24 protein-coding genes are annotated in these 21,307 nt (G+C 37.1%); 16 read left to right on the plus strand and 8 right to left on the minus strand.

Annotated elements, in window-relative coordinates:
* The first annotated feature begins 80 nt into the window (after positions 1–80).
* On the plus strand, positions 81–1,463 hold the full coding sequence (gene rlmD / locus M662_RS03245; RefSeq protein WP_035388715.1) for a 23S rRNA (uracil(1939)-C(5))-methyltransferase RlmD: 1,383 nt from the start codon (positions 81–83) through the stop codon (positions 1,461–1,463).
* Here rlmD and M662_RS03250 read toward each other — a convergent pair.
* Together M662_RS03250 and M662_RS03255 are read right to left on the minus strand one after the other, a co-directional pair.
* Positions 1,453–2,937 carry a recombinase family protein gene (locus M662_RS03250; protein ID WP_026578733.1) on the minus strand — a complete coding sequence of 495 codons (1,485 nt, stop codon included), beginning with the start codon at positions 2,935–2,937 and terminating at the stop codon, positions 1,453–1,455. The genes rlmD and M662_RS03250 overlap by 11 nt on opposite strands.
* Positions 2,934–3,086, minus strand: a complete 153-nt coding sequence (locus M662_RS03255; RefSeq protein ID WP_162129274.1) for a hypothetical protein — start codon at positions 3,084–3,086, stop codon at positions 2,934–2,936. The genes M662_RS03250 and M662_RS03255 overlap by 4 nt, the downstream gene beginning before the upstream one ends.
* Positions 3,087–3,723: 637 nt before the next feature.
* On the opposite strand from M662_RS03255, the gene M662_RS03260 reads away from it, so the two are divergent.
* The 12 genes from M662_RS03260 to M662_RS03310 all read left to right on the plus strand — a co-directional run bounded on the left by M662_RS03260 (position 3,724) and on the right by M662_RS03310 (position 13,230).
* The gene (locus M662_RS03260) at positions 3,724–4,200 is read left to right on the plus strand and encodes a hypothetical protein (RefSeq protein WP_026578732.1); all 477 of its coding nucleotides are present in this window, start codon (positions 3,724–3,726) and stop codon (positions 4,198–4,200) included.
* Between the two features lie 138 nt (positions 4,201–4,338).
* Positions 4,339–5,628, plus strand: coding sequence for a hypothetical protein (locus M662_RS03265; RefSeq protein ID WP_026578731.1), 1,290 nt, complete (start codon positions 4,339–4,341; stop codon positions 5,626–5,628).
* Entirely contained in the window at positions 5,628–7,700 is a 2,073-nt protein-coding gene (locus M662_RS03270; RefSeq protein WP_051348991.1) for an McrB family protein, read from the plus strand. The genes M662_RS03265 and M662_RS03270 overlap by 1 nt, the downstream gene beginning before the upstream one ends.
* Positions 7,684–9,534, plus strand: a complete 1,851-nt coding sequence (locus M662_RS03275) for a DUF2357 domain-containing protein (protein ID WP_026578730.1) — start codon at positions 7,684–7,686, stop codon at positions 9,532–9,534. The genes M662_RS03270 and M662_RS03275 overlap by 17 nt, the downstream gene beginning before the upstream one ends.
* Positions 9,535–10,598: 1,064 nt before the next feature.
* On the plus strand, positions 10,599–10,904 hold the full coding sequence (locus M662_RS03280; RefSeq protein ID WP_026578729.1) for a hypothetical protein: 306 nt from the start codon (positions 10,599–10,601) through the stop codon (positions 10,902–10,904).
* Positions 10,905–10,939: 35 nt separating this feature from the next.
* Positions 10,940–11,341: a hypothetical protein gene (locus tag M662_RS03285; protein ID WP_152522241.1), complete on the plus strand. Its 402-nt coding sequence runs from the start codon at positions 10,940–10,942 to the stop codon at positions 11,339–11,341.
* Positions 11,342–11,437: 96 nt separating this feature from the next.
* Complete coding sequence (locus M662_RS03290) at positions 11,438–11,761, plus strand: hypothetical protein (RefSeq protein ID WP_026578727.1); 324 nt, start codon at positions 11,438–11,440, stop codon at positions 11,759–11,761.
* Positions 11,762–11,785: 24 nt separating this feature from the next.
* Positions 11,786–11,983, plus strand: coding sequence for a hypothetical protein (locus M662_RS03295; RefSeq protein WP_026578726.1), 198 nt, complete (start codon positions 11,786–11,788; stop codon positions 11,981–11,983).
* A 203-nt stretch (positions 11,984–12,186) separates the two neighbouring features.
* Positions 12,187–12,312, plus strand: coding sequence for a hypothetical protein (locus tag M662_RS19625; protein ID WP_268897237.1), 126 nt, complete (start codon positions 12,187–12,189; stop codon positions 12,310–12,312).
* Positions 12,263–12,604 (plus strand): LA2681 family HEPN domain-containing protein, encoded by a 342-nt coding sequence (locus M662_RS19720; RefSeq protein ID WP_442858828.1) that lies wholly within the window; start codon positions 12,263–12,265, stop codon positions 12,602–12,604. The genes M662_RS19625 and M662_RS19720 overlap by 50 nt, the downstream gene beginning before the upstream one ends.
* A complete protein-coding gene (locus M662_RS19630; RefSeq protein ID WP_268897557.1) occupies positions 12,586–12,954 on the plus strand; it encodes an LA2681 family HEPN domain-containing protein in 369 nt (122 codons plus the stop codon). The genes M662_RS19720 and M662_RS19630 overlap by 19 nt, the downstream gene beginning before the upstream one ends.
* A 153-nt stretch (positions 12,955–13,107) precedes the next feature.
* Positions 13,108–13,230, plus strand: a complete 123-nt coding sequence (locus M662_RS03310; RefSeq protein ID WP_236096535.1) for an NUDIX hydrolase — start codon at positions 13,108–13,110, stop codon at positions 13,228–13,230.
* Between the two features lie 269 nt (positions 13,231–13,499).
* Here M662_RS03310 and M662_RS03315 read toward each other — a convergent pair whose 3' ends face one another.
* The 4 genes from M662_RS03315 to M662_RS03330 all read right to left on the minus strand — a co-directional run bounded on the left by M662_RS03315 (position 13,500) and on the right by M662_RS03330 (position 16,071).
* Positions 13,500–14,144 (minus strand): hypothetical protein, encoded by a 645-nt coding sequence (locus M662_RS03315; RefSeq protein ID WP_026578723.1) that lies wholly within the window; start codon positions 14,142–14,144, stop codon positions 13,500–13,502.
* Entirely contained in the window at positions 14,134–14,337 is a 204-nt protein-coding gene (locus tag M662_RS19725) for a helix-turn-helix domain-containing protein (RefSeq protein ID WP_026578722.1), read from the minus strand. Before M662_RS19725 ends, M662_RS03315 begins: the two co-directional genes overlap by 11 nt.
* Positions 14,306–15,085, minus strand: coding sequence for a rolling circle replication-associated protein (locus M662_RS03325; RefSeq protein ID WP_026578721.1), 780 nt, complete (start codon positions 15,083–15,085; stop codon positions 14,306–14,308). Before M662_RS03325 ends, M662_RS19725 begins: the two co-directional genes overlap by 32 nt.
* 428 nt (positions 15,086–15,513) lie before the next feature.
* On the minus strand, positions 15,514–16,071 hold the full coding sequence (locus tag M662_RS03330; protein WP_026578720.1) for a hypothetical protein: 558 nt from the start codon (positions 16,069–16,071) through the stop codon (positions 15,514–15,516).
* Positions 16,072–16,253: 182 nt separating this feature from the next.
* Here M662_RS03330 and istA point away from each other — a divergent pair, with 182 nt between their 5' ends.
* The gene (gene istA / locus M662_RS03335) at positions 16,254–17,801 is read left to right on the plus strand and encodes an IS21 family transposase (RefSeq protein ID WP_051348847.1); all 1,548 of its coding nucleotides are present in this window, start codon (positions 16,254–16,256) and stop codon (positions 17,799–17,801) included.
* Positions 17,798–18,562: an IS21-like element IS643 family helper ATPase IstB gene (gene istB, locus M662_RS03340; RefSeq protein ID WP_026577073.1), complete on the plus strand. Its 765-nt coding sequence runs from the start codon at positions 17,798–17,800 to the stop codon at positions 18,560–18,562. The genes istA and istB overlap by 4 nt, the downstream gene beginning before the upstream one ends.
* Positions 18,563–18,634: 72 nt before the next feature.
* Here the strand turns inward: istB and M662_RS03345 are convergent, their stop codons facing one another.
* On the minus strand, positions 18,635–19,117 hold the full coding sequence (locus tag M662_RS03345; protein ID WP_026578719.1) for a hypothetical protein: 483 nt from the start codon (positions 19,115–19,117) through the stop codon (positions 18,635–18,637).
* Between the two features lie 299 nt (positions 19,118–19,416).
* Between M662_RS03345 and M662_RS03350 the strand changes: the two genes are divergently transcribed.
* Positions 19,417–20,424 (plus strand): DUF4062 domain-containing protein, encoded by a 1,008-nt coding sequence (locus M662_RS03350; protein WP_026578718.1) that lies wholly within the window; start codon positions 19,417–19,419, stop codon positions 20,422–20,424.
* Positions 20,425–20,921: 497 nt separating this feature from the next.
* Here the strand turns inward: M662_RS03350 and M662_RS03355 are convergent, their stop codons facing one another.
* A complete protein-coding gene (locus tag M662_RS03355; RefSeq protein WP_008637708.1) occupies positions 20,922–21,218 on the minus strand; it encodes a hypothetical protein in 297 nt (98 codons plus the stop codon).
* Positions 21,219–21,307: the final 89 nt, after the last annotated feature.

Genomic DNA, 21,307 nt, shown 5'->3' on the forward strand with positions numbered 1-21,307 from the left:
AGCTCCCAGGGCGACTCCGCACTTAATGGTCAGATATGATAAACTACGTATAGAATATAGAAAAAAAGGACGGATGAATGATGGCGAAAGTGAAACCGCCGGTTGAGAAGAATGAGACAGTCGAGCTTACGTTTGAGGATTTGACGCATGAGGGGAACGGGGTCGGCAAAGTGGACGGCTATCCTCTGTTTGTTCCCTATGGTCTTCCGGGTGAGACGGCAACGGTCAAGGTCGTCAAAGTGAAAAAGAACTTCGGATTCGGAAAGATTCTTGAAGTGAAAGAAGCAAGTGAAGACAGAGTGGAACCTCCATGTGATGTTTTCTATCAGTGCGGCGGGTGCCAGCTTCAGCACATGAGTTATCAAATGCAGCTGGACATGAAGCAGAAGCAGGTCAAAGATAACATGAAGAAGATCGGACACCTGGAGCACGTACCGGTGCATCCGACAATCGGTATGGAAGATCCGTGGCGCTACCGCAACAAAGTCCAGATTCCAGTCGGCCAGAAGGAAGACGGGCAACTGATGACAGGCTTTTATCAGAAGCGAAGCCATAACATCATCGATATGGACACATGTCTGATTCAGGATGAAGTGAATGACCGGATGGTTGAAACGGTACGCCGTATCGCTTCCAGATACGGAATCGATGCCTACGATGAACAGACGCACCGCGGCGTACTTCGTCACATCATGGTCCGGACGGGGCAGACGACGAAGGACATTATGATCGTGATCGTCACGAAGACGAAGAAACTTCCTCACAAAGAAAAAATCGTAGACGAAATCCGCGATGCGTTCCCGAATGTAAAATCAATCGTCCACAACATCAACAGTGCAAAGACGAATGTCATTTTAGGAAGAGAAACGAACGTACTATGGGGAGAAGAATACATCTACGATACGATCGGAGATATCCGTTTTATGATTTCCCCGAAATCGTTTTACCAGGTCAACCCGACCCAGACGAAGACGTTGTACGACCAGGCACTTTCTTATGCCGACCTGCGTGGTGGAGAAACGGTCATCGATGCCTACTGTGGAATCGGAACTATTTCCTTATTCCTCGCCCAGAAGGCAGAGAAGGTGTATGGAGTGGAAATCGTTCCGGAAGCCGTGGAAGACGCGAAGAAGAACGCCCGTCTGAACAAGATGGACAACGCCGAATTCTTCGTCGGGGAAGCAGAGAAGCTCATGCCGTGGTGGCGTAATCAAGGCCTTCGTCCGGACGTCATCGTCGTCGACCCTCCGCGTAAAGGCTGTGATGAGCAGCTTCTGAAAGCGATGCTCGACATGGAGCCGGAGCGGATCGTGTATGTATCCTGTAATCCGTCTACGCTTGCGCGTGATCTGCGGGTGCTGGAAGACGGTGGTTATGAAACGAAGGAAGTGCAGCCGGTCGATATGTTCCCGCAGACGAGTCACGTGGAGTGCTGTGTGTGGTTAGAAAAGCCTAAAGTTTAAGCAGACGAGGGCCCGAGAATTTATAAAAGATTCTCGGGCTTCCGTCTGCTTTTATTTCTATTCGTTCAATTAATCGATGCAAGAGCTCAGGGCTTAGTACATTTAGATTCATTATTTCTTGGATGTGTGTAAGAATCGCTTTAAATTTGGCTTCATCGTTTTCATGTGTATGTGTCTCGTTTAAGAATTCAAGTTCAGTCATGACTTCACTTATCTCATTCGACGTTATTTCATAAGTAAGTTGGTAATCATCTTCGCTAATGATTCCATCTACATGACTGACAATCAACTTAGCTTTTCTTTCTTTTAATCCTGTTAGTTTTTTCTCAAGCCTATTTATATGAGCTTTTTTCTTTTGATTTGCATGTTTGAATTTATCGTTTATTTTCTTGCTTAAGGACGACCCATCATTGTTACCAGCTAGCTTTTTAATATCTTGAAGTATAGCAGCCTTCAACTGGTCTTCTTTAACATAATGAGAAAGGCATGCTTTAGCTCCAAGCTTATTATATTCACCACATACGTAACCATTTCTGTTCTTCTTATAATGCATGCTTTTGCCACAATCAGCGCAATACGCTGTATTCGTGAACAAATGTTTTTCATGACTTGGTCGTTTCCGCCTTCGAGCTTTCATTAAACCTTGAACTACATCAAAGTCTTCTTTTGAAATAATACTTGGATGGACGTTGGGAACAACAATATAATCATCATGGTTTTTCTGCTCTCTAATTTTGCTTGTAACGCTCTTGGTAGTGGTTCTTCCTTGAACTAAATCACCAGTATAATTCGGATTAGAAAGTATACTCCTTACGCTGGATCCATTCCAACGATTAGTCGCATTTCTCTTATTAGCAACTTGAGAGGGAGATGGTATCTCTTCGTTATACAAGTCTTTGGCAATTCGGTCGAAGCCTTTTCCAGATATATAATCACGGTATATTCTCTTCACTATGGAGGGGGTGCTATCGTTTCTTATTGTTAGTTTTCCTTCATTCAGAGTGTAACCATATGGCGGGACGGATCCTTTGTAAACCCCCTTCTTAGCTCTATTTATTAAGGCTGTTTTAACTCTGTCACTGGTCCTTTGAGATTCTTGTTCATACATCCAAGCGTAGAGACCAAACATATGGTTATTACCTTCAAGGGTGTTTACCGCATTATCTAGGGTAATAATGTGGACCCTGCTTCTCTCAGCTATATCTTTTATCTCATAAGAAAGTCCACCATTACGTGCAAAACGAGATAATTCTTTTGCTAGCATGACGTCAAATTTGTTCTGTTTAGCGTCCGCAATTAGCTTTTGAAGCTGCTCCCTTTTTTCCGTTGTTCCACTTTCTATATCGACATATATTGCTTCTAAATCCCATCCTTTATCGGATAAATATTGAATGAAAAGCTCTTTTTGGTTCTCTAGAGACTGTTTCTGCTCTAGTTTATCAGTAGATACTCTTATATAAACTGCACATCTCATTGGATTTCCTCCTTCGGAGATGTAGCAGTGTTCACCTTACCTAGATCATAATCTTGGGATACGATAGTGTCAATTTTCTCAATAAAGTAAGACTGAAGCATATCTTCGACAGTATGATCACTACTTGCAAAAATTCTTTCTACTTTCATAGCTATTCCTCCTATTTTGGAGGCCCGGACCTTAATATAAAAAGATATCTTTTATCGTAAATATTCTTAAGTAATCTCAGCTGATTTCTAATTCTTATTATAATTAACCAGGCTTAAAAGAGCGATGTTACTCAGTTGAAATCTAATAGAATCTCAGTAGGATAATACATAGTGTGTGTCTCCAATTCTACTTAAAGCATAAAAATGCTTCTATTTAAGAGGTTTCATTAAAAATACCTATTATTTTGATAAATTTATAAAAAAATTTGTGGGGTAGTACCTTATGTGTAAGTCGGTAAACGTCTGCGTTTTACGCCCCACCCCCCTTAAAAGATTGTTAAGTTAACTGAACAAAAGCTGTGAGCTAACTTGATCCAATAAACAGCCTCTCCTAGGGAATTGCATTATCGTGATATTGCACATGTCACTTATGGACTGGTGTATTACACCTCATCCTGGATAGTTCTCTAGCAGAACTCCTTTTTTCTTATAATAGATCATTTAGTTTCAACGGACGTTCATGGGTAATGCACTTATTTAAAAAGTGGGAAAAAGCGTGAGCAACACAAGAAGTTTTTGGTATTATGACGCAGGAAAATATACCCTCTTGTCGAAATTATTCGATAGGAGGGATTACATGCCGGTATGGATGCAAGTTATTAGCTTCATTTTATCCATAGTGGGTACGGTTTTTGGTGGATACGCTCTAGTGCTAAATCATCAGAGAACCAAGATAACTAAGACAAAGGAAAATGAAAGATTAACTAATAAGAGGAAGGCGTCATTTGCCATCAGTAGAGACAAGGAAATACGGGTGAAGCGAGACCGTGATGTGTTTATTTTAAAAAACACTGGCGAAGCAGAGGCGAGGAATTTGACAATTTCATTTTATATTCACTCTGAAAAAGGCAAAAGCATTAACAGCAGTACGCCTGAAAATGAGAAAACTTTAGTGAATGTATTACTTCATAAGATCCCTGACAAAATCAATTCGAATCAGGTGACGAAAACTACAATGATTATGCATGCTGGACAGGCACCTCCATTTGAAGTGGTTTTAAAATGGGAAGACGATCACTCCTCAAAAAATGAGCTGAAGGAAATTCTACAGTAAAATAAGATCTAGATGAGGCACTCCATTGTGAGTTGCTTTTTTATATGTAAGGGAATTTGATTGAAGGAGGTGGTTCACCTTGAAGGATGAAACCTTAACTGAAAGACAATTGAATAATTCAAAAGTGAGGAGAGTTCCATGGATGAAATAAGGACGTTAGTGAAGGCGCTTACGAAGGCAGAAGCTGCAACCATTGTGCAGAAGTTCAACATAAAAGTGCATGGGTTTCAGAAGAACTTCAGTCGAGCACCAGAAGAGATGTTGAAGAATTTTATTATTAAAGAGTTGAAGGCTGGTGCCAAGCCGAAAGCAAACAACAAACGGAAAGGTAAAAAGTACACAACGGTTCAGGAAGTATTTAAGTTCATCAGTGCATCGTTCATTAATGATCATCCAGAGGTCGAAGAGATGTCAGTGGAAGATTTAGCACTAAAGTTAGAAATGGACTATAAATTTTCAAAAGGAGCGATCCTATCCGTCATATATACCCAGTTTCCTGATACCTATCAAGAGCATAAAGAGGTTCTGGAAAGAAACGTAGAGGAAGGTAAATCGTTGTTGGACGGCATAGTAAAGCAAATGTCTTCCGAAGAAAAAATGGAGATGTTGAGAGAAGAGTTCTCCCAAGAAGAGTATATATATGAGCGATTGAAAACTTACGTTGAGAAATCAAAAGAAATAATAGGCGATAAACGGTACGAAGAATTCAAACAGAGCGTTAATCGAGAAGGTGAGGCTAGCTTTGCAAATGAAGTGTCATCGACTCCTAAAAGCCAAAGGCAATATCCTGTACTGGCTTTTTTAATGGAAAATAATCGCTACAAGGATGAGAGATATAAAGATTTTCTGATGTATGTAGAGCGATGGTTTGAAAGCAAAAAAGATGAGGATAATGGCTTTGCTTTATCTGTTATGGAAGAAGAGGCGGAAAGCTTCCGAAAACAGTCTGATGAAATGCAAAAAGAGTTAGATCAACTTTGTTCTGTTGATGAGAAGAATGACGATTTGACTTTTTTCTTGCAAGAGAAGGAAAAAGAAAACCAAGAATTACGAGATCGACTCATTGATCTATCTGATTGTCAAAGCATCAACAAGCCGTTCATTGATTACTTCCAAAGGTTATTAAGGAGTAGAGGTGCAGTTATTGTCACAAACGACCGAGAGCTGTTTACAGGAACGGAATTGATTGGTTATGTCGAGAGTTTAGAGACGTTCCACCAACATAAGAGGATGAAGGATGTGGCGAGGTACAAGAACAAATTGGTTCTTATATCTAGAGCTGCTTTTTCTACAAGTGCGAAATGGTTGGTGACTAAAAGGTATCTAGAGAATAACGGAATACATTATTACGAGTTATCTGGATATGACTTAAGCGAATATTTAAACCAAATTGTGGATTACCTCCACAGAGAGAGGGTGCGAACTTAATGACATTTGTAGAACAAAATGTTCAAGAGATATCCCAAGCGGACAGACAAAAAATTGAGGAGTGTTATATTTTAGGGAAGATAGCGGAGGACAATAGTCCATTTCCTCGTCTAGGGGCAGAGTTTGACCGAGCGGTTACGTATTCCAAAGATGGAGATGACAGGATTGTGTTCTTCATTAAAGCTCTCTCGAGAGAACCAGAACTACTGAAGCGTTTGTTGGGTAAGAACAAAGACGAATTTTATATTTCTTTTGACAATCGCAATAAGAGATACTTACAAAAGGTCGGATACTTTGAACAAGATAACCCAGTGGAATTTTTGAGAGAACATTTCAAAGGAAGGCTAATCTTGTTCAAGCCAGAATTGACATACGATAAGAAAAGAGATATGTATCACTACAACTTAGAGGTGCTGTTGGTTGAAAAAGCAGCTAGTGAAGAAGAAATGCAAGAAGATTTTGTTCCTGTTCCTGAAATGAGCAATTCCACTCCAGCTACTCGATTTGAGAGAAAGTTATTGGATGAAAAACCAATAGAGTTGAGTTGTTATAACCATGCCTTTGACGTACCAGAATTCATCATTTGTGATAGTTACATTTATCAAATTCCAGATGATACAGTGTTGGAAAAGTACAAAGTGAATTCCAATATGTATATCTGTCGTAAACCAGAATCTATTAAGAGGATTGACATTCCAGAAGATTATGATCGGAATATGCGTATGGTGCATAAAGAGATTGCATTCATTTCTAACAACAACCGTTTAAGCTGGATTGATCAATTTGAAGAAGAAGGTACGTCCATTGCAGAATTGGAGAGACAGAAAAAGCTAGAAGAAAAAAAGGCATCCGAAGGCAAGGTGAGGGAAGAGAAATCTTCTCAAGAGCAAGAGCAAGTATCCAAAGAAGATGTTGCTGATAAAATTGGTGAAGGGGACTTCATTCTTCGTCTTGATTACCTGGCGAGAAAAAAGAAATTGAGATATTCGCTTGAGGATCTATACAATTTTCATACCTCGTTAAAGACATCAAATTTTACAATACTGGGTGGCATGAGCGGAACAGGTAAAACACAATTAGCTATGCTATATGCAGAGGCAATGAAAATGGATGAAGGTGACAACCTTCTGTTTGTACCTGTTAAGCCCTCGTACACAGAGCCGAGTGATTTGTTAGGGTTCTTGAATCCTCAAACAGGAGTATACACAGAGAGTGATGTAGGACTTGTTTCTTTCTTGGATCGTGCAAGTAAAAATGAAGACAAGATGCACATGGTTGTGTTTGATGAAATGAACTTAGGTCAGGTCGAACACTATTTCAGTGATTTTCTATCGATATTAGAGTTAGAGACGGGACAAAAGCGCCTTCGGTTGTTCAATAAAGGGGCGATGTGTGTTCAGGAACATCTGAGGGAAGGTATCCTGATTGGAAATAATGTTTTGTTCGTCGGAACAGCGAATTTCGACGAAACAACACGAGATTTCTCTAATCGGATGTTGGATCGAAGTAACGTCATTCTTCTAGAGAAGACATCGTTTGCGGATGCTTACAAACACGAAATCAATGAAAATATTGAGAGTCCGACTGATTATGCGGATCAAGAGAAGAATGAAATCAAAAACCCTGATGCTGAAATTACCGCAGACAACTATAAAGAGTGGGTTGTGAATAACGGGAAACGATTAGCTTCGTTGGAAGAGCGGGAGTTATCTATCCTCGATAAGTTACATGAAGAGATTAGTAATTTTGATTCTCAGACAGGAGTATCGTTCCGTATTGCGGAGCAAATTGGTCACTATCTGGATAATATTCCTTGTGATGAGAGTGGCGTTCCGTTCTTGAACAGGAATACTGCTTTCGACTTCCAAGTCAAACAACGTATTCTCTCTAAAATCAGAGGTCATAGAGATCAAATCGAAAAGTTAGTTGGACGATACGATGAAGAGAAGGGATACTCAGGTGGACGTATTAGTTCTGTACTTGACACGGAAGATCGAAATAATTGTGAAAAATCTATTGCGTACCTTGAACAAAAGGCGAAAGAGTTGATGCGAAATGGCTACACATTATAAAGGGAAAGTCTTACCTTTTCGGTGTTATTTTGAAGACCGATTCGGACGTCCTTATGAAGTAGAGCAACTCTGGAAAAGTGAAGAAGATATAGATGTTTCAAGGCTTACAGTTTTGAAAGAGAACTCTCGTATTGGACTTCAGTTTTATGTTGATGAAAAAGAGGTTCATGAATCGGGGGCGGTTTGTAAGATACAAACGAATGTATATGACTCCTCTGATGAACAAGTTGTATTCGATCATCCGTTGCAAGTGGGAAGAGGAAGAAAGAAGTGGCTTTATCAAGCTAACGATAACGAAGAGTTTCCATGGCGTATGGGGGTTTATTTTATTGAGGTGCTTTTTGGCGGGGAAAGGTATGTTGGGGGGATTAACGTCCTCCCTCACCACCTTGATGAGTCTCAAGTGAGGCATTTGCATGAGTATTTAAATGAGCAGGTGCAAGATATTATCTATGACTTCGTATATAGCAATAAAACCTTGTCAAATGATGATGAGGCGGACTTGCCGAAGTATTGGTACTATGACTACGCTCGTAAGATTGCGGAGATTTACGACGAATATATGTACTGTATGACAGCGATAGAGAGAAACCCTCACGATTATATCCGGACATCCTATAAACCTTCTGTACGGGCGGGAAAAATAGATCACAAGAGCATTCGGTGGGCGAATTCGAATAAGGGGTTAGCTAAGAATGCAGGTGTCCAACAAAGTAATTTTCAATTGAACAAGAAGAAAATAAGGGATTTTGATTCTAAAGAGAATCGCTGGTTGAAGAACATTCTGCTTATGTGGCGGAAGGACTTGTTAGAGGTGTCTTCCTACATCGAAAAAGATTTGGATAGTTATCAGCGGAAGTTGAAAGAGCAGCAAGATAAGCATAATAAGGTGAAGCAAGAAAAAGGAATGCTTTTAGTAAAAAGAGACACTGGTGAAAATACAAAAAAAAATATCAAAAGCCAAATGTATATGTTAGATAAAGATATCAAAAAAACTAGAACAAAGGTTTCGATTTTGAATGAGCAACTTAGGGTTTTAGAAAAAATGGAGAGTAAGCTCATTTTCTTTATCGATAACTCTTTCCTTAGGGATGTTGAACGAGGTTTTAGAAAGCCATTCTTGAAAAAGAATCAATACTTTCGAGTGGATGCTATATTCGAAGAATTGAGGAAGATTCGAGAAAATAAAGGGGAAGACAATCAGCTGACTCCGATTCTTAAACCTACATGGCAAATATACGAGTATTTCTGTCTTTTTAAAGTGGTTAAGACATTCACGGATAAAGGGTTTGAAATCGTGCAAGGCATTGACGATGATGTGTTGAACCTTTATTTCGAAGATCGGATACAAGAAGGGACTAAATTTGTCTTGGAGAATGAGGAGAAAATAGTGCATGTGTGGTATGACCATTACCATCCTCATACCGAAGGAGAGGCTATTGAGAGAGGAGAGTACTTCTACACAAACCTTGCTAAGAAGAAGCCTGATCTTAAGATAGATGTATTTAAGAAGACGGAAGATGGGAAGTTGTTTGATACTTCGTTAGTTATGGATGCGAAGTTCAGTCAACTAAGGAACATATATAATTCACAATATATGAATAAAACAACGGAACAATTGACTGAATACTATAGTTTCTTCTCCGTGTTGGAAGAAGCGGGATTCCGAGCTTGTGTGGATCGAGTGGTATGTTTATATGCAGGGGCTGGAACACAAGAAGTCCAAAAAAGATTGGGAGTTGTCACTTACTTGAGATTTCACCCTGAAATAGATGAGGATGGTCCTCGAATCGTAGGTGAGGAAGAATTGAAAGGGTTACTCTCTCACATATAATAGAAAGCACTTCCAAAGTTTGGAGGTGATTTTTTTGGTGTGCCAGGCATGAGCATAGACTTTAGGGTTCAAGTCCTGCACTGTGAATGTCGTTGTAACCGTTAGCAAAAGGCAAGGGTGCTAGGGCGACCTAGAATCTAGGTGGATGTCTGACCCCCAATTCAGTAATCGAAACAGATAGAATGTTTTAAAAAAATGGGTGTTGATTACGGCCACTGAAATGTACCACTAATGCCACCTTTTGCAACAAAAGGCAATCGTAGCAGTCCTTGATACTGAGTAGACAGATATGATAGGTGCCTGGCTGGCAGCTCCCGAGTGACCGTAGGGAACGTCCTAAGGGGGATGGTGGCAAAGGATGCCACATCATATCTGCCGGAGGCTCAGTGTCAAGGATGCCTTTAGAACAACCGAGTGAAGTGATTGTCACGCCTTTAATAGTTACTTAAAGTTTTTTATGGAAAACGGGGAGTCAACAGCTGGTGAATTGTTTGTCAAAGAGTGGTCCAAAAGATGGCAGGGATTGTAAGATCCAGTGGCTGTAATCAGGTGTTGAAAGTGAAACAAAAGTATTTGTGGTACAAGTCAGAAGGTGGAGCTGTTGCAAGTAATACTACAAACGAAGATGAATATTTTGAAATTACTGCATAACAAGCAAGTACATTAAGAGATCTATATAATAATTAGTTGATAATACTAAAGAAAACCAGATAACAGTTGTTTTTTATTTCAATATTGGTGCAAAGAAATAAATATTTTGAATTCGATTCTTCAACTATAAGGGGCAACTCTTTAGCAGGATAATTGCCCCTTACTTAACGTTTTGGACAGGTTTGCTGAAGATTTGAATTCGTGATAACATTCAGATTTTCGGAACAATATCCATACTCATTCGTATATGAATTAAAGTGATTATTAGGAGTTATCTTAGACCTAGTGATATTTGGTGTCTGTTGGAGATATAGGGGTTTGTTCTCAATGAGTTTCCTGGGAGAATGTCAACGAAAAGCTTAGATTGATTTATTTCATTTATCATATTTTAAAGACAGAAGAGGAGGTGTAAAGTGAAAAGTAATTTTGATTTTAAATTTGATCCAAATCATATCTTAGATCAATTAAAATCTATTTGTAGTAATTATCCTAATCTAATTAGTTCTTTAGAAGACTTTCAAGATAGATTAGATAGAGGCCTTAAAGATGATGAACAGAAATATAAACAGCTTATGTTGGTAGCCGGTTTTCCACCTATTAGTACCATATCGATGAATGAAGTAATTGATATAGTAGAACTTACTGATAAATATGGGGCTGAAGAGGTGCTTGGAAAATTAAAAAAATATTGGTGGAAAGATATAACGAAAGTAAATTAAATACGTTGCTTACTCATTGGTCAAACATTTCGTGGATGAAGAGAAGGATCCCGATAATTAGTCAAGTCTTCAAAGCGCATATTCAGGGAGATTATTTTTTATCCGTAGCTACAATTCTGCCTCAAATTGAAGGTATTTTTGCTGATGCAACAGATCATGTAGGAAATATGAATATAAGGAAGAAGATTACAACAATTTTGAACACGGAAGATAAGGCATTTTCTTTTGATAAGGAGATTCAAAGTTTCTACCTAAACATTATTTTACATGGTTTTGAACATAACACCACGCCACTCCCAGTTTTTAGTAGGCATGCAATACTTCATGGTGCTGATATAAAATACGGGAACGTAGAAAATTCAGTTAAAAGTATTATGTTGCTTGAATTTATTGTGAAGAAATTAGAGGATTACCAAAAAGAAAAGACACAGGTGTAAATCCATTAAAGAAAAGTAGCTTAATATTTAATTTGAGTCTTTTTATGGAAAAATAATGAAATTTAAGATTTGTAATTAATTGGAGGGTGAGGTTTTATGAAATTCAAAATGGATGGATTTGATGATTTTGAAAAGATAATCCAGCAGATGGAGAAAGGTGCTAATGAGCTAGAAAATACAAAAAGTGTTTCATTTGACGAGTTGTTTCATGATGGTTTTATGAAAAAGTACACAAGTTATTCTACGATCAGTGAGTTCTTTAATCAGAGTCCTTTTGGAATTGAAGAGGATAAAGATTTCGATAACATTGACGAGAATGAACTTGATAAATATGTAAGCGAAAATTCATCTTTTTGTTCTTGGAATCAGATGTTAGAAGAGGCTGGCGCAGAGTATTCTTGGAAGAAGCTAGGCTTTTAATTTTTGATAAGGAGTTGAGAATAGGTGATTTGTAAGTATTGTAAAGAAGAGATGATGGGGCAGGATAATGACCCTTTCCCTGGAGGTTATTCAAAGCTATATGTGTGTTTGAATAATGTTTGTAGAGCGATATTTGAAGAATGGACAGATAATAAGCATAGGCGCACTCCAGATAAAGATAGATGGTTTAATCCTAAGACTAAAGAGTTTGAAGATATTTAATTACAATGGGATTTCATTAGATATATCTTGAAATCTAGTCTTCCTGTATTGGGGGCAATTCTTTAACAGAAGAATTGCCTCTTCTTAATGTTTTGGGAAGGATTGTGGAAGACTCAGTTTCGAGGTAATATATATAAATTGAAACGCATTACTTAGATCACATGTAAATATAGTAATCAAAATAAAGGTTAGGAGGAAGCTGTTTGAAAGATTATTGGGGTGAATTGTCTCAAAAAGTCAAAATGATCAGTAGTTCATTAGATGAATTTGCAGCTATTTATGAACCAGATAAAACAAGATTATGTTTCAACCAGATTTTTGCTTTTTGATTCCATAAAACCTAAAAGTAAGGTTCATTTTTCTGACAAGAATGTCCATCAAGTAGATACGCTTGATTATGCAATTCATTCTTTAAGCGATTTTAAAATAAAAATGGTATTTAAATCGGCGCATTCACTGTTTGATAAGATCGCATACTTAATTAATGAATACTACCAGACCGAGATTAAAGAGAAGGATGTTAATTTTAATACAATTTGGAAATCTGAACACGGAAACAAAAAAGAAGGTACAAGTATAAAAACCCTATTATACAAAAGACAATATATAACTTACCATTAAGAGGATTATATTGGATCGCTAAAGATTTCTTTCCTGTTTTCAATTCAATTATTGAGCCCAAGAGTAAAGTGATACGTGATATCAGAAATCATTTGGAGCATAAATATGTGAAAACTGTTATTTATAAAATCAGCCCTGATAAAGTGAGTGGTGATAAACTAGCATATTACTTAACCACAGAAGAGTTACTAAAACATACATTAACTCTTTTAAAATTAAGCAGGGATGCAATAATCTATCTTATTATGGAAATTCATGTGGAAGAGAATTTTAGAGAAAAGACAAGAAAGAAGGATATCATACCATTTCCCATGAAGCTATATGGAATAGATGAAGAGTGGAAACTATAACTTCTTATATAATCGGGGCGCTTGCTTGATATAGACAATAATTAATTATCAGGGAGCAAATAAAATACAACTATTATGGAAGAATGATTTTAGGTGGATTGAGTTGATGTAGCTTACGCCTTTATTTTTGATGAAATCAAAGAGAAGGTTTTAATGGTAAAGAATAAGGGGAGTGGTTTGTCTCTTCCTGGTGGTGCTGTTGAAAGAGGTGAAACATTTGACCAAGAAGCAATGAAGGAAAGCAAGGAAGAAAGTAATCCTTATTCTTCAACATAACCTCGAAATCTAGGAAGGTTTACAACAAAAAAAGACCGCTAACCTTTTATAAGAGAGCGATCTTTTTACTTGAAGTAAGTTGAAATGATTTTGAATGGAAAAATCATGTGTAACGTAAGTTAATATAAAGTGGGTTAATGCTACAATCATACAAAGAAATCTATATTAATAAAAGCATAACCCAGTATTAAATCTAATTTGCAGTATATACCTTGGGTATTATTGTCCGGTTTCTAAAAGGTAGAGTATCTCTCTAGCGAGCTTGGATGCTACATGAAAGAGTATTGATAAACACTTGTTGAACCGCCGCTATAATCCATTAAGCTTTCTTGAGAAAGTAAGTCTCGTTGTTTTATATTGATGCTGTCCAAGAATGATACCGCTTCGTCGCCATATATAAATTCAAGAGAGTCCAAATGTTTTTTTATGAATACACTTGTAGCTCTGGGAACACTTACATCATTACTTGCTCTATCCATTGAATCCTCAATAATTGAGGTTAATTCAAATGCAGTGAAAAATTTATAGTCCATCCATTCATCCCAATACCTCTCGTTTTCATTTTCATGTGGGATAACTCCAGCAGGAATATCGGATAAGAAATAAATCATACCAGGATCGTTTTCAATAGGCATTTTTATTACAGCAATGTACTTAAATTTATTCAATACAGATGACTTTAGATATTGGATGAATTTTTCTAGTCTTTTTTTTACATTATAAAATTCACTTTCATGGAATTCTAAACACATTATTGGCTCTGTAATATAAGGATCCCTATAAAAGTTAGTTTGGATGAGGCGTCCATATTCCAATGGCTTGCTCTTCTCAAAGGTGAATTTACCAGAATTTAGTTTTCTTTCGTGATCATACACCCAAACAAGATTTCCACCGTGTACTACTTTAGTAAACACTTAAACCACCCTCTCCATATAACCAGTTACAGAAAACTGTTTTTGAAATTTTTATCCTTCTGCCAACCCTTATTGAATGAAAAGCCCCTGAATTTACTAAGTCATAGGCTTGCTTCCTGCTTATTCCCAGTATCATTTGAATATCTTCAACATTTAGTACCTCAGGAAATTGGTCGAGTAGCATTTTTTGCATGTATTTTCACTCCATCGAAGTTATTTATATAGTATGTTGCCAGGTTAACTGCACCGTATATAGGTGATTGGTAAGATTCTTCACTAAGTTTTAATGTGTTGGAATTTATGAGCTGGTCCAACTTCTCTTGATCCTCAGTAAGGTCAATATATATAGGTTTCTCTAAATGCTGGGATCGAAAGTATTTTTTCCTTTTGTTTAGCCTAGGATCAGATATTCCTTTTTTCATGTAACTAGATATCTTCTCATTATCAGTTGGGGAAGCAACAACCTGTTGAAGGTTAACCCACCCATTCCCCCATAATTCTTCAACCTTAAGTCTATTTACAGTATTAAGGTTACATACAAGGTGATAATGTATGGCTCCATTTCTTTGGTCTTGAAACTCTGTAACACCTATATATTTAAATACCGGCAGCTCCATTGTCTTCAAATAGTAAGAAAGACGTTTTTTGAAATCACAAAATGCCTTATAGCACTGAGAGTAATCTGTTATATCATGAGTGGTGTCTTGGTTGAAAGTGAGAGTTAGAAATGAATAGCCGAACGAAAAGTTACACTCTAATAATCTCCTTATGTTTTTGCGGGCACGGTTCACGCTTACTCTATGGTTTAACTCATTGCAACTATCCTCGGTAGCATTAAAGTTCTTCTTGCGTCCTCCTCTTTGTGTTCTAGGTATAAGAGGGGGGATACTTTGCCGTTTTACTTCAATAAATTGCTTGCTTATTATTACATTGGTGTACATCTCTAAGCTCCCTATATATTCGTCAAATTAATCACTATTTATCAAGTTAGAGAACTGGCCAGTTCTTGAAATTATCTATTGTTAATTTAAGTGATCACTTATGTTTAAATTCTATATCTTATTAGCTTTTTTGACGAACTCGGTCAGCATGGTACTGTTCATGTAAAGGGAGATTAGAAGAGTTTCTATAGGGAGGGGGAAATAATCCCTTACAATTCTTATTTATAACAAGTAATAGCTCTGTTTTTATACAATTTCGCTAATTATTCATATAGATTGGCAAACATTAAGCCCCATTTATAAGAGACATTCTAAGTTAAGAAGAATGTAGGCGTAGAGTGCAAAGAAAAAGTGAGAGGCGTAAAGCCATCTCACTCATTTAAATAAAGTATTAGTTTTAAATAACTTTTCACATAGGAATTTTATGTTTATTTTTGTATAATATTGCGTGCTGCATTATTTGCAGCTTTAAAAAAAGGGTTGTAAGTACGTAATCCCTTATCCAATTGCATATGATGAAAGGAAATATCATGAAAATCTCTGTTTAATTTATTGAATAGTTGATTGATATATTGCACATTATTTGACAGATATAGAGGGTGGTGTCCTAAAACATCAATTCCATTTGATTCTAAAGTAGAATATATGTTTACTATTTTAGGTTTTATTATTTTACAAAGCAGAATATCTTCTAATTTTATTAAAGAGAAAATCATAGATTGAACCATTACTTGTTGAATTTTCCCTTTCTGAGTAGGGAAATAAAACTTTCTAGATTTAGTAATTACTTGACTCTGTCCAACATATGAAACACCTAAACCAAAGACTCCCGTATTTCCATCTAATTCTGAAGAACTGTTAAACACATGCAGCTCAACCTCGTTTAATCTCATTTCTTCCGCTCTTTCCTTAGCTTCAGAGGGGGGAGTTTTATTTTTGTTTAGCAAGTATTGTTTATGAATGCCTTTTCTTTCATGCTGCTTCATATAGACCAGCCCATTTCATGTTTGGTGTATAAAGAACCGATTTAATATACTGTAAACGCTAGAATAAAGTTGACAGTTTTCGCTTGATAAGATTTTACACTTTTGCTCTATCAGCCTATTACTTTAGTAAAATAGTTGGTGACATTATTTTACTGGAGGTTAGGATTTTGGAGGAGAAATTAGTGTTGTATTTAAATATCAAAGACCTACATAAACGGAAGTTTAAAATAGCACAAATTGCTAAGGAGCTTAAGATCTCAAGACCAACTGTCTATAAATATTTAGAGATGACTTTTGAAGAAGCCAAAGCTTATACGGAACAACCGATTGGCAAGAAAAAGAAATTAGACAGCTACAAAGATTGGATACTCGCCTGGTTAGAAGAGTATCCCCACTTGAGTGCTGCACAGATACACGATTGGCTTTTAGAGAGATACCCCGACCTAGCGGTCGGTGGAAGTACAGTGAGGTCATATGTTAGAGAAGTCAGGGAAGTCTACCAAATTGAGAAGAAACAATTGGTTCGCCAATATGAGGCAATACCTGAACAACCAATGGGGAAACAACTCCAGGTAGACTGGGGTGAAACAAAACAGAAGACAACTGACCGTAAAGAGATTAAGTTGTATTTCATTGCGTTTGTACTCGCCCACTCCAGACAAAAGTATATGGAATGGCAGTCAAGACCATTTACCACGAGAGATGCGATTCGCTGCCATGAAAATGCCTTTCAATTCTACGGAGGGTGTACAGAAGAAATTGTATACGATCAGGATCATTTAATTACGGTTAGTGAAAATGCAGGACAGCTGCTTTTAACAGCTGAGTTTCAAAGTTATGTGAATGAACGTAAGTTTACGGTTCATTTGTGTAGGAGAGCTGATCCGGAATCTAAAGGAATGATTGAGAATGTAGTGAAGTACATTAAAGGCAATTTCGCAGACAGTCGAGTGTTCCGTGATATAGAGGATTGGAATCAGCGGGCCCTACAATGGCTAAAGCGTACCGGAAATTATCAAGTTCATCAGACAACAAAAAAAAGACCAGCCGAAGTGTTTCTCGTCGAAAAGCAACACTTAAAGCCGGTCTCTTCCCTACTTTCATTTGAAAGTACCAATAATCAAAGTATATCAAGAAGTGTAAGCAAGGACAATACAATCCGGTATAAGTCTAATCGATATTCCGTCCCTCTCGGGACTTATCAAACAAACGTTGATAATCATGTTTTGATTGAAGTGACAGGCCAAGAACCGGCGACGCTCGTAATTCGAAAGGAAGCAGAAAGTGAAATCATCGCCGAACACTGTGTCAGTTTAGAAAAAGGAAAGCTCATTCAAAACCGCAATCATACCCGTGATCGCTCCAAAGGGGTTGAAGAATTCAAACAACGGTTGGTCTCCTTTTTTGAAAATCAAACACAGGCAGCTACTTACTTTGACGAGATTAGCCAAAGATACCCAAGGTATCGTCGAGACCAGTTTGCGATCATTCACCAGGTCATCCAACAGTACCCAACGGTAATCGGAAAAGTATTAGCCAAATGTATGAGAGAAAAGCTGTTTAGTGCGAATGACTTTCGTGATATCGCCCAGCACATTCATAAATTACCTCATGACCCGCTAAAAGAGATAAAACCCTTTAATACCTATTCAACAAGACGTTGTCATATTAAAGCCTCTACTCGATCTTTAAATGCTTATACCAGCATTTTAGGAGGTCGATCATCATGAACAAGACAGTACAAGAATTACAAGATCAGTTTCGTCAGTTACGGCTCTCAGAAACGGCGGAGGAGCTTCCACAGCTTCTTCGCGAAGCTGAAAAATCCTCATGGACCTACTTAGAATTTCTAGAATCGATTACGCAATATGAACTAGCAAAGCGTGAAGCAAAAAGCCTTGAAAAAAGAATGAAATGGGCACGTTTTCCTTTCGTTAAGTCGTTAGATGAGTTTGAACTGAGTGGTCAAAACGTTCTGACTGCCCGCCAACTAACTCAACTCAGAGAGTTAAGCTGGCTGGAACAGCAGTATAACTTAATTATTCTCGGGCCACCCGGCATAGGGAAAACGTATATTGCCATTGGACTGGGGATCGAAGCTGTTTCCAGGGGATTCAATGTTTACTTCGTTACAATGGGGGATCTTGTGCAGCTCTTAAAGACGGAAGAGTATCTGAACAAATCAAAGGTACAACTGAAACGAATGAGAAACGCTGACCTTGTGATTATTGATGACCTGATGTATATGGCGATGGATCAACGAGAGGCAAATCTGTTTTTTCATTTAATTAACCATTTATACGAACGAAGTTCGATCATTTTGACCTCAAATAAAAGTCCAGAGGAATGGGGGCATTTGATTGGCGACCAGGGGATTACGACAGCGATTTTAGATCGTTTACTCCATCGTGTGGAAGTTATACATGGCGGAGAGAATGAGGAAAGTCATCGTATGAAAAATAGAAAAAGCATATTTTCAGCAGAAGTGTAAAGGGAAAACGAGCATAAAGTGTAAAATTCGACTTGACGTCTACATATACCTCGGGTATAAAGCATTCATACATTAATCATCTTCCGTAAAGAACTTATATGATGGATTACTAGGATCTATTTTAATCACACCCTTTTCATCTAGCTCAATTACTTCTTTTTTAGGTAGCTTGCCCACATCTATTTTACTGGCTATGTCTGCAAGTGTGACATTGGCTAGTTCTTTGTCACGATTAGCAATGAATGAATTTTGTTCTTCTTTTGTAATTCCTCGATGTCTCAAACTAAAACGTGCTCTTACCTTTAGTTCTTCAACGTGTTTAAAACAATCAAAAATTGTTTCTTGTTCCAAATCATTTATATTGAGTCTTTCTGTTACATTTAAGGTATTCATCTCATTTATTCTTGTTATTAAGAAGTACCACTCTAATAGTTCTGTATTAGTTAGGCTATACTCTGTATTATTTGTCTTATCATTTATCTCATTGAATCTAGTAATTAAACTTATAATTGAACTCTTTTCCATATAATTCAAATAAAGATTTTCATTTTCCATTTTAGTCCTCCTAAAAAAATATTTTGCTTATAATACCAATTATAGATTATTTTTGTATTACATTGAAATAAAAAAACAAAGAATAAATATTCCTATTCGGAAAAATAAACACTATTAAAAAGCGTTTTATTTGTATTTATATTAACTAAAATGAATAAAAATCCCCAAATGATTATTTGGGGATGTAATGCATTACATTTTAAGCTTTGTTATCTTGTCTTTTTAATATGTTATGTTTGGTATAATAAAATGAACTTTGTTGGTTTTTGAGTGTTTTGTCACAGGAAGGGAATTTTAAAATGGATAAGAAATTGCAAGTTTTTGTCTCTTCAACTTACTTGGACCTGAAAGATGAGAGGCAAAAAGCTGTTGAAGGTATCTTGAGAGCAGGTCACATCCCTGCAGGTATGGAGTTATTTACTGCTGCTAGTAAAAGTCAATGGCAAGTGATTGAAGAGTGGATTAAAGAGTCTGATCTCCTAATGCTTATATTAGGAGGTAAATATGGATCTTTAGAACCTGAGACGGGTAAAAGCTATACGCAATTAGAATATGAATTTGCAATAAAGCATGAAATACCTGTGTTTTCTATAGTTTTAAATGATCAATACCTAATAAACAAGAAGGCTGCAAGTATAAATCTAGAAGTATATGAGAGAGAGGCTAAGCAATCTAACATTGAAAAGTATGATCGTTTTAAAAAGACTGTTCTAGATAACATAGTTAGTTTTGTTGGAGGTATAGAAGAAATTCCTACAGAAATTTCTTATTCCCTACAAGAATTTGTAAGGAAAGATGATTCTGAGTACAAATTTCGGGGGTGGGTAAGAAGTGCAGAGGTAAGAGAAGCAAAACGAAATGGTGAAAAAAACGAAAGATTATTTCGAATGGATGAAGCCATGTTAGGCGAAGTAATTGATAGGCTTGAAGATGATGATTTAATAGATATTATCGAATTTATAAATACTTATTGTGCATATACTTATGAAAAACGAGAAATAATCGATGATTTTGTCCACTCATACACAAAGCTATCCAAGAGTTTTTTTAACCAAGAATTACAAAAAGCATTTAATAGCTTACTGAAATCTCTTGAGGACTACACAACGCATCTAATATTTAACTTCTTCCCTAAAAATAATAGATTTCATTTACACCCTCACTTGAACAGTGATTATAGGTGGGTAGATGAAGAGGGAAGGAAATTGTACGATAAACACTTAAAAGAGTTATCTAAGGTTTCAAAAGAGACAATCTATAAGATTAGAAATTTTGTACACGATTCGAGAATTACACTTTATAAGTAACATGACTAAACCACTCTTGCTCAGGGAGAGGCTTACATAGAGAAGAAAATTAAAGATTTATTTAAATACCAAAGTAAAAGTAACCTAGACAAGCTTTCTACTAAAATGGATGACAGGATAAGTCCGACACAACTTAAAGTTAGAGAATATAACACGAATACAAAATGGAAAGGAAGTACATATTAAAACTTATCGTCGTGGTAAGCGTGATAAATAAGGTGAACACAACTACATTTTATTTGCTGACTATGATCAGCACACGAGTCACGTGGAGTGTGTGACGTGGCTGGAGAAGAAGGTGTCTAACTAAAATAAACCTTTCCCAGTAAAAAATATGCTTTTTCTAACAAGACCTGAACTTCGATGTTTGGGTCTTTTTTTTGCGTAGTCCCTGCATTACTCGTTATGGAATGTAGTTCTTACTTCGATCTATCACTTAAAATAAAAGTGGGAAGAGGGTATGCTTAAAGGCATACCCTCTTCCCGTTTAAACGTCCTTACAAATTCTTCTTACTTACCAACTCCGACACAACAAAAGCGAGATCATCGTTTCCATAGATAGACAGCGCTTCAAGCAGCATCCCTGAATCAATGAAGTCCGACTCTTCTTTCGTTACCGTAAGCTCCAAAGCTTCCACTAATTCTTTATTTTTATCCTGGTACGGATAGGCCTCTGTATAGATGGCGGCAGGGTCCAATTCATGATTGATACACCACTGGGCAAAAAGCAGAATCATCATCTTTTCGCCTTTTTGATAATTATGAATTACGGCTTCTTCACGGCTGCGGTCCACACGACATGCCTCCTTTATTCGGGGAGACTCGTTTTTTTCCTCACCCGGTACGGCTATTATACCTAATAATCAGAGATTCATAAATCGCC

The sequence above is a fragment of the Bacillus sp. SB49 genome (genome assembly GCF_000469135.2).
Classification (GTDB): Bacteria; Bacillota; Bacilli; order Bacillales; family Halobacillaceae; genus Halobacillus.

Excerpts from the sequence above, each read along its gene's own strand:
- rlmD (WP_035388715.1), top strand. The coding sequence starts at position 81 with ATGGCGAAAGTGAAACCGCCGGTTGAGAAGAATGAGACAGTCGAGCTT.
- M662_RS03250 (WP_026578733.1), bottom strand. The coding sequence starts at position 2,937 with ATGAGATGTGCAGTTTATATAAGAGTATCTACTGATAAACTAGAGCAG.
- M662_RS03255 (WP_162129274.1), bottom strand. The coding sequence starts at position 3,086 with ATGAAAGTAGAAAGAATTTTTGCAAGTAGTGATCATACTGTCGAAGAT.
- M662_RS03260 (WP_026578732.1), top strand. The coding sequence starts at position 3,724 with ATGCCGGTATGGATGCAAGTTATTAGCTTCATTTTATCCATAGTGGGT.
- M662_RS03265 (WP_026578731.1), top strand. The coding sequence starts at position 4,339 with ATGGATGAAATAAGGACGTTAGTGAAGGCGCTTACGAAGGCAGAAGCT.
- M662_RS03270 (WP_051348991.1), top strand. The coding sequence starts at position 5,628 with ATGACATTTGTAGAACAAAATGTTCAAGAGATATCCCAAGCGGACAGA.
- M662_RS03275 (WP_026578730.1), top strand. The coding sequence starts at position 7,684 with ATGGCTACACATTATAAAGGGAAAGTCTTACCTTTTCGGTGTTATTTT.
- M662_RS03285 (WP_152522241.1), top strand. The coding sequence starts at position 10,940 with ATGAAGAGAAGGATCCCGATAATTAGTCAAGTCTTCAAAGCGCATATT.
- M662_RS03290 (WP_026578727.1), top strand. The coding sequence starts at position 11,438 with ATGAAATTCAAAATGGATGGATTTGATGATTTTGAAAAGATAATCCAG.
- M662_RS19720 (WP_442858828.1), top strand. The coding sequence starts at position 12,263 with ATGAACCAGATAAAACAAGATTATGTTTCAACCAGATTTTTGCTTTTT.
- M662_RS03310 (WP_236096535.1), top strand. The coding sequence starts at position 13,108 with ATGGTAAAGAATAAGGGGAGTGGTTTGTCTCTTCCTGGTGGTGCTGTT.
- M662_RS19725 (WP_026578722.1), bottom strand. The coding sequence starts at position 14,337 with ATGCAAAAAATGCTACTCGACCAATTTCCTGAGGTACTAAATGTTGAA.
- M662_RS03325 (WP_026578721.1), bottom strand. The coding sequence starts at position 15,085 with ATGTACACCAATGTAATAATAAGCAAGCAATTTATTGAAGTAAAACGG.
- M662_RS03330 (WP_026578720.1), bottom strand. The coding sequence starts at position 16,071 with ATGAAGCAGCATGAAAGAAAAGGCATTCATAAACAATACTTGCTAAAC.
- istB (WP_026577073.1), top strand. The coding sequence starts at position 17,798 with ATGAACAAGACAGTACAAGAATTACAAGATCAGTTTCGTCAGTTACGG.
- M662_RS03345 (WP_026578719.1), bottom strand. The coding sequence starts at position 19,117 with ATGGAAAATGAAAATCTTTATTTGAATTATATGGAAAAGAGTTCAATT.
- M662_RS03350 (WP_026578718.1), top strand. The coding sequence starts at position 19,417 with ATGGATAAGAAATTGCAAGTTTTTGTCTCTTCAACTTACTTGGACCTG.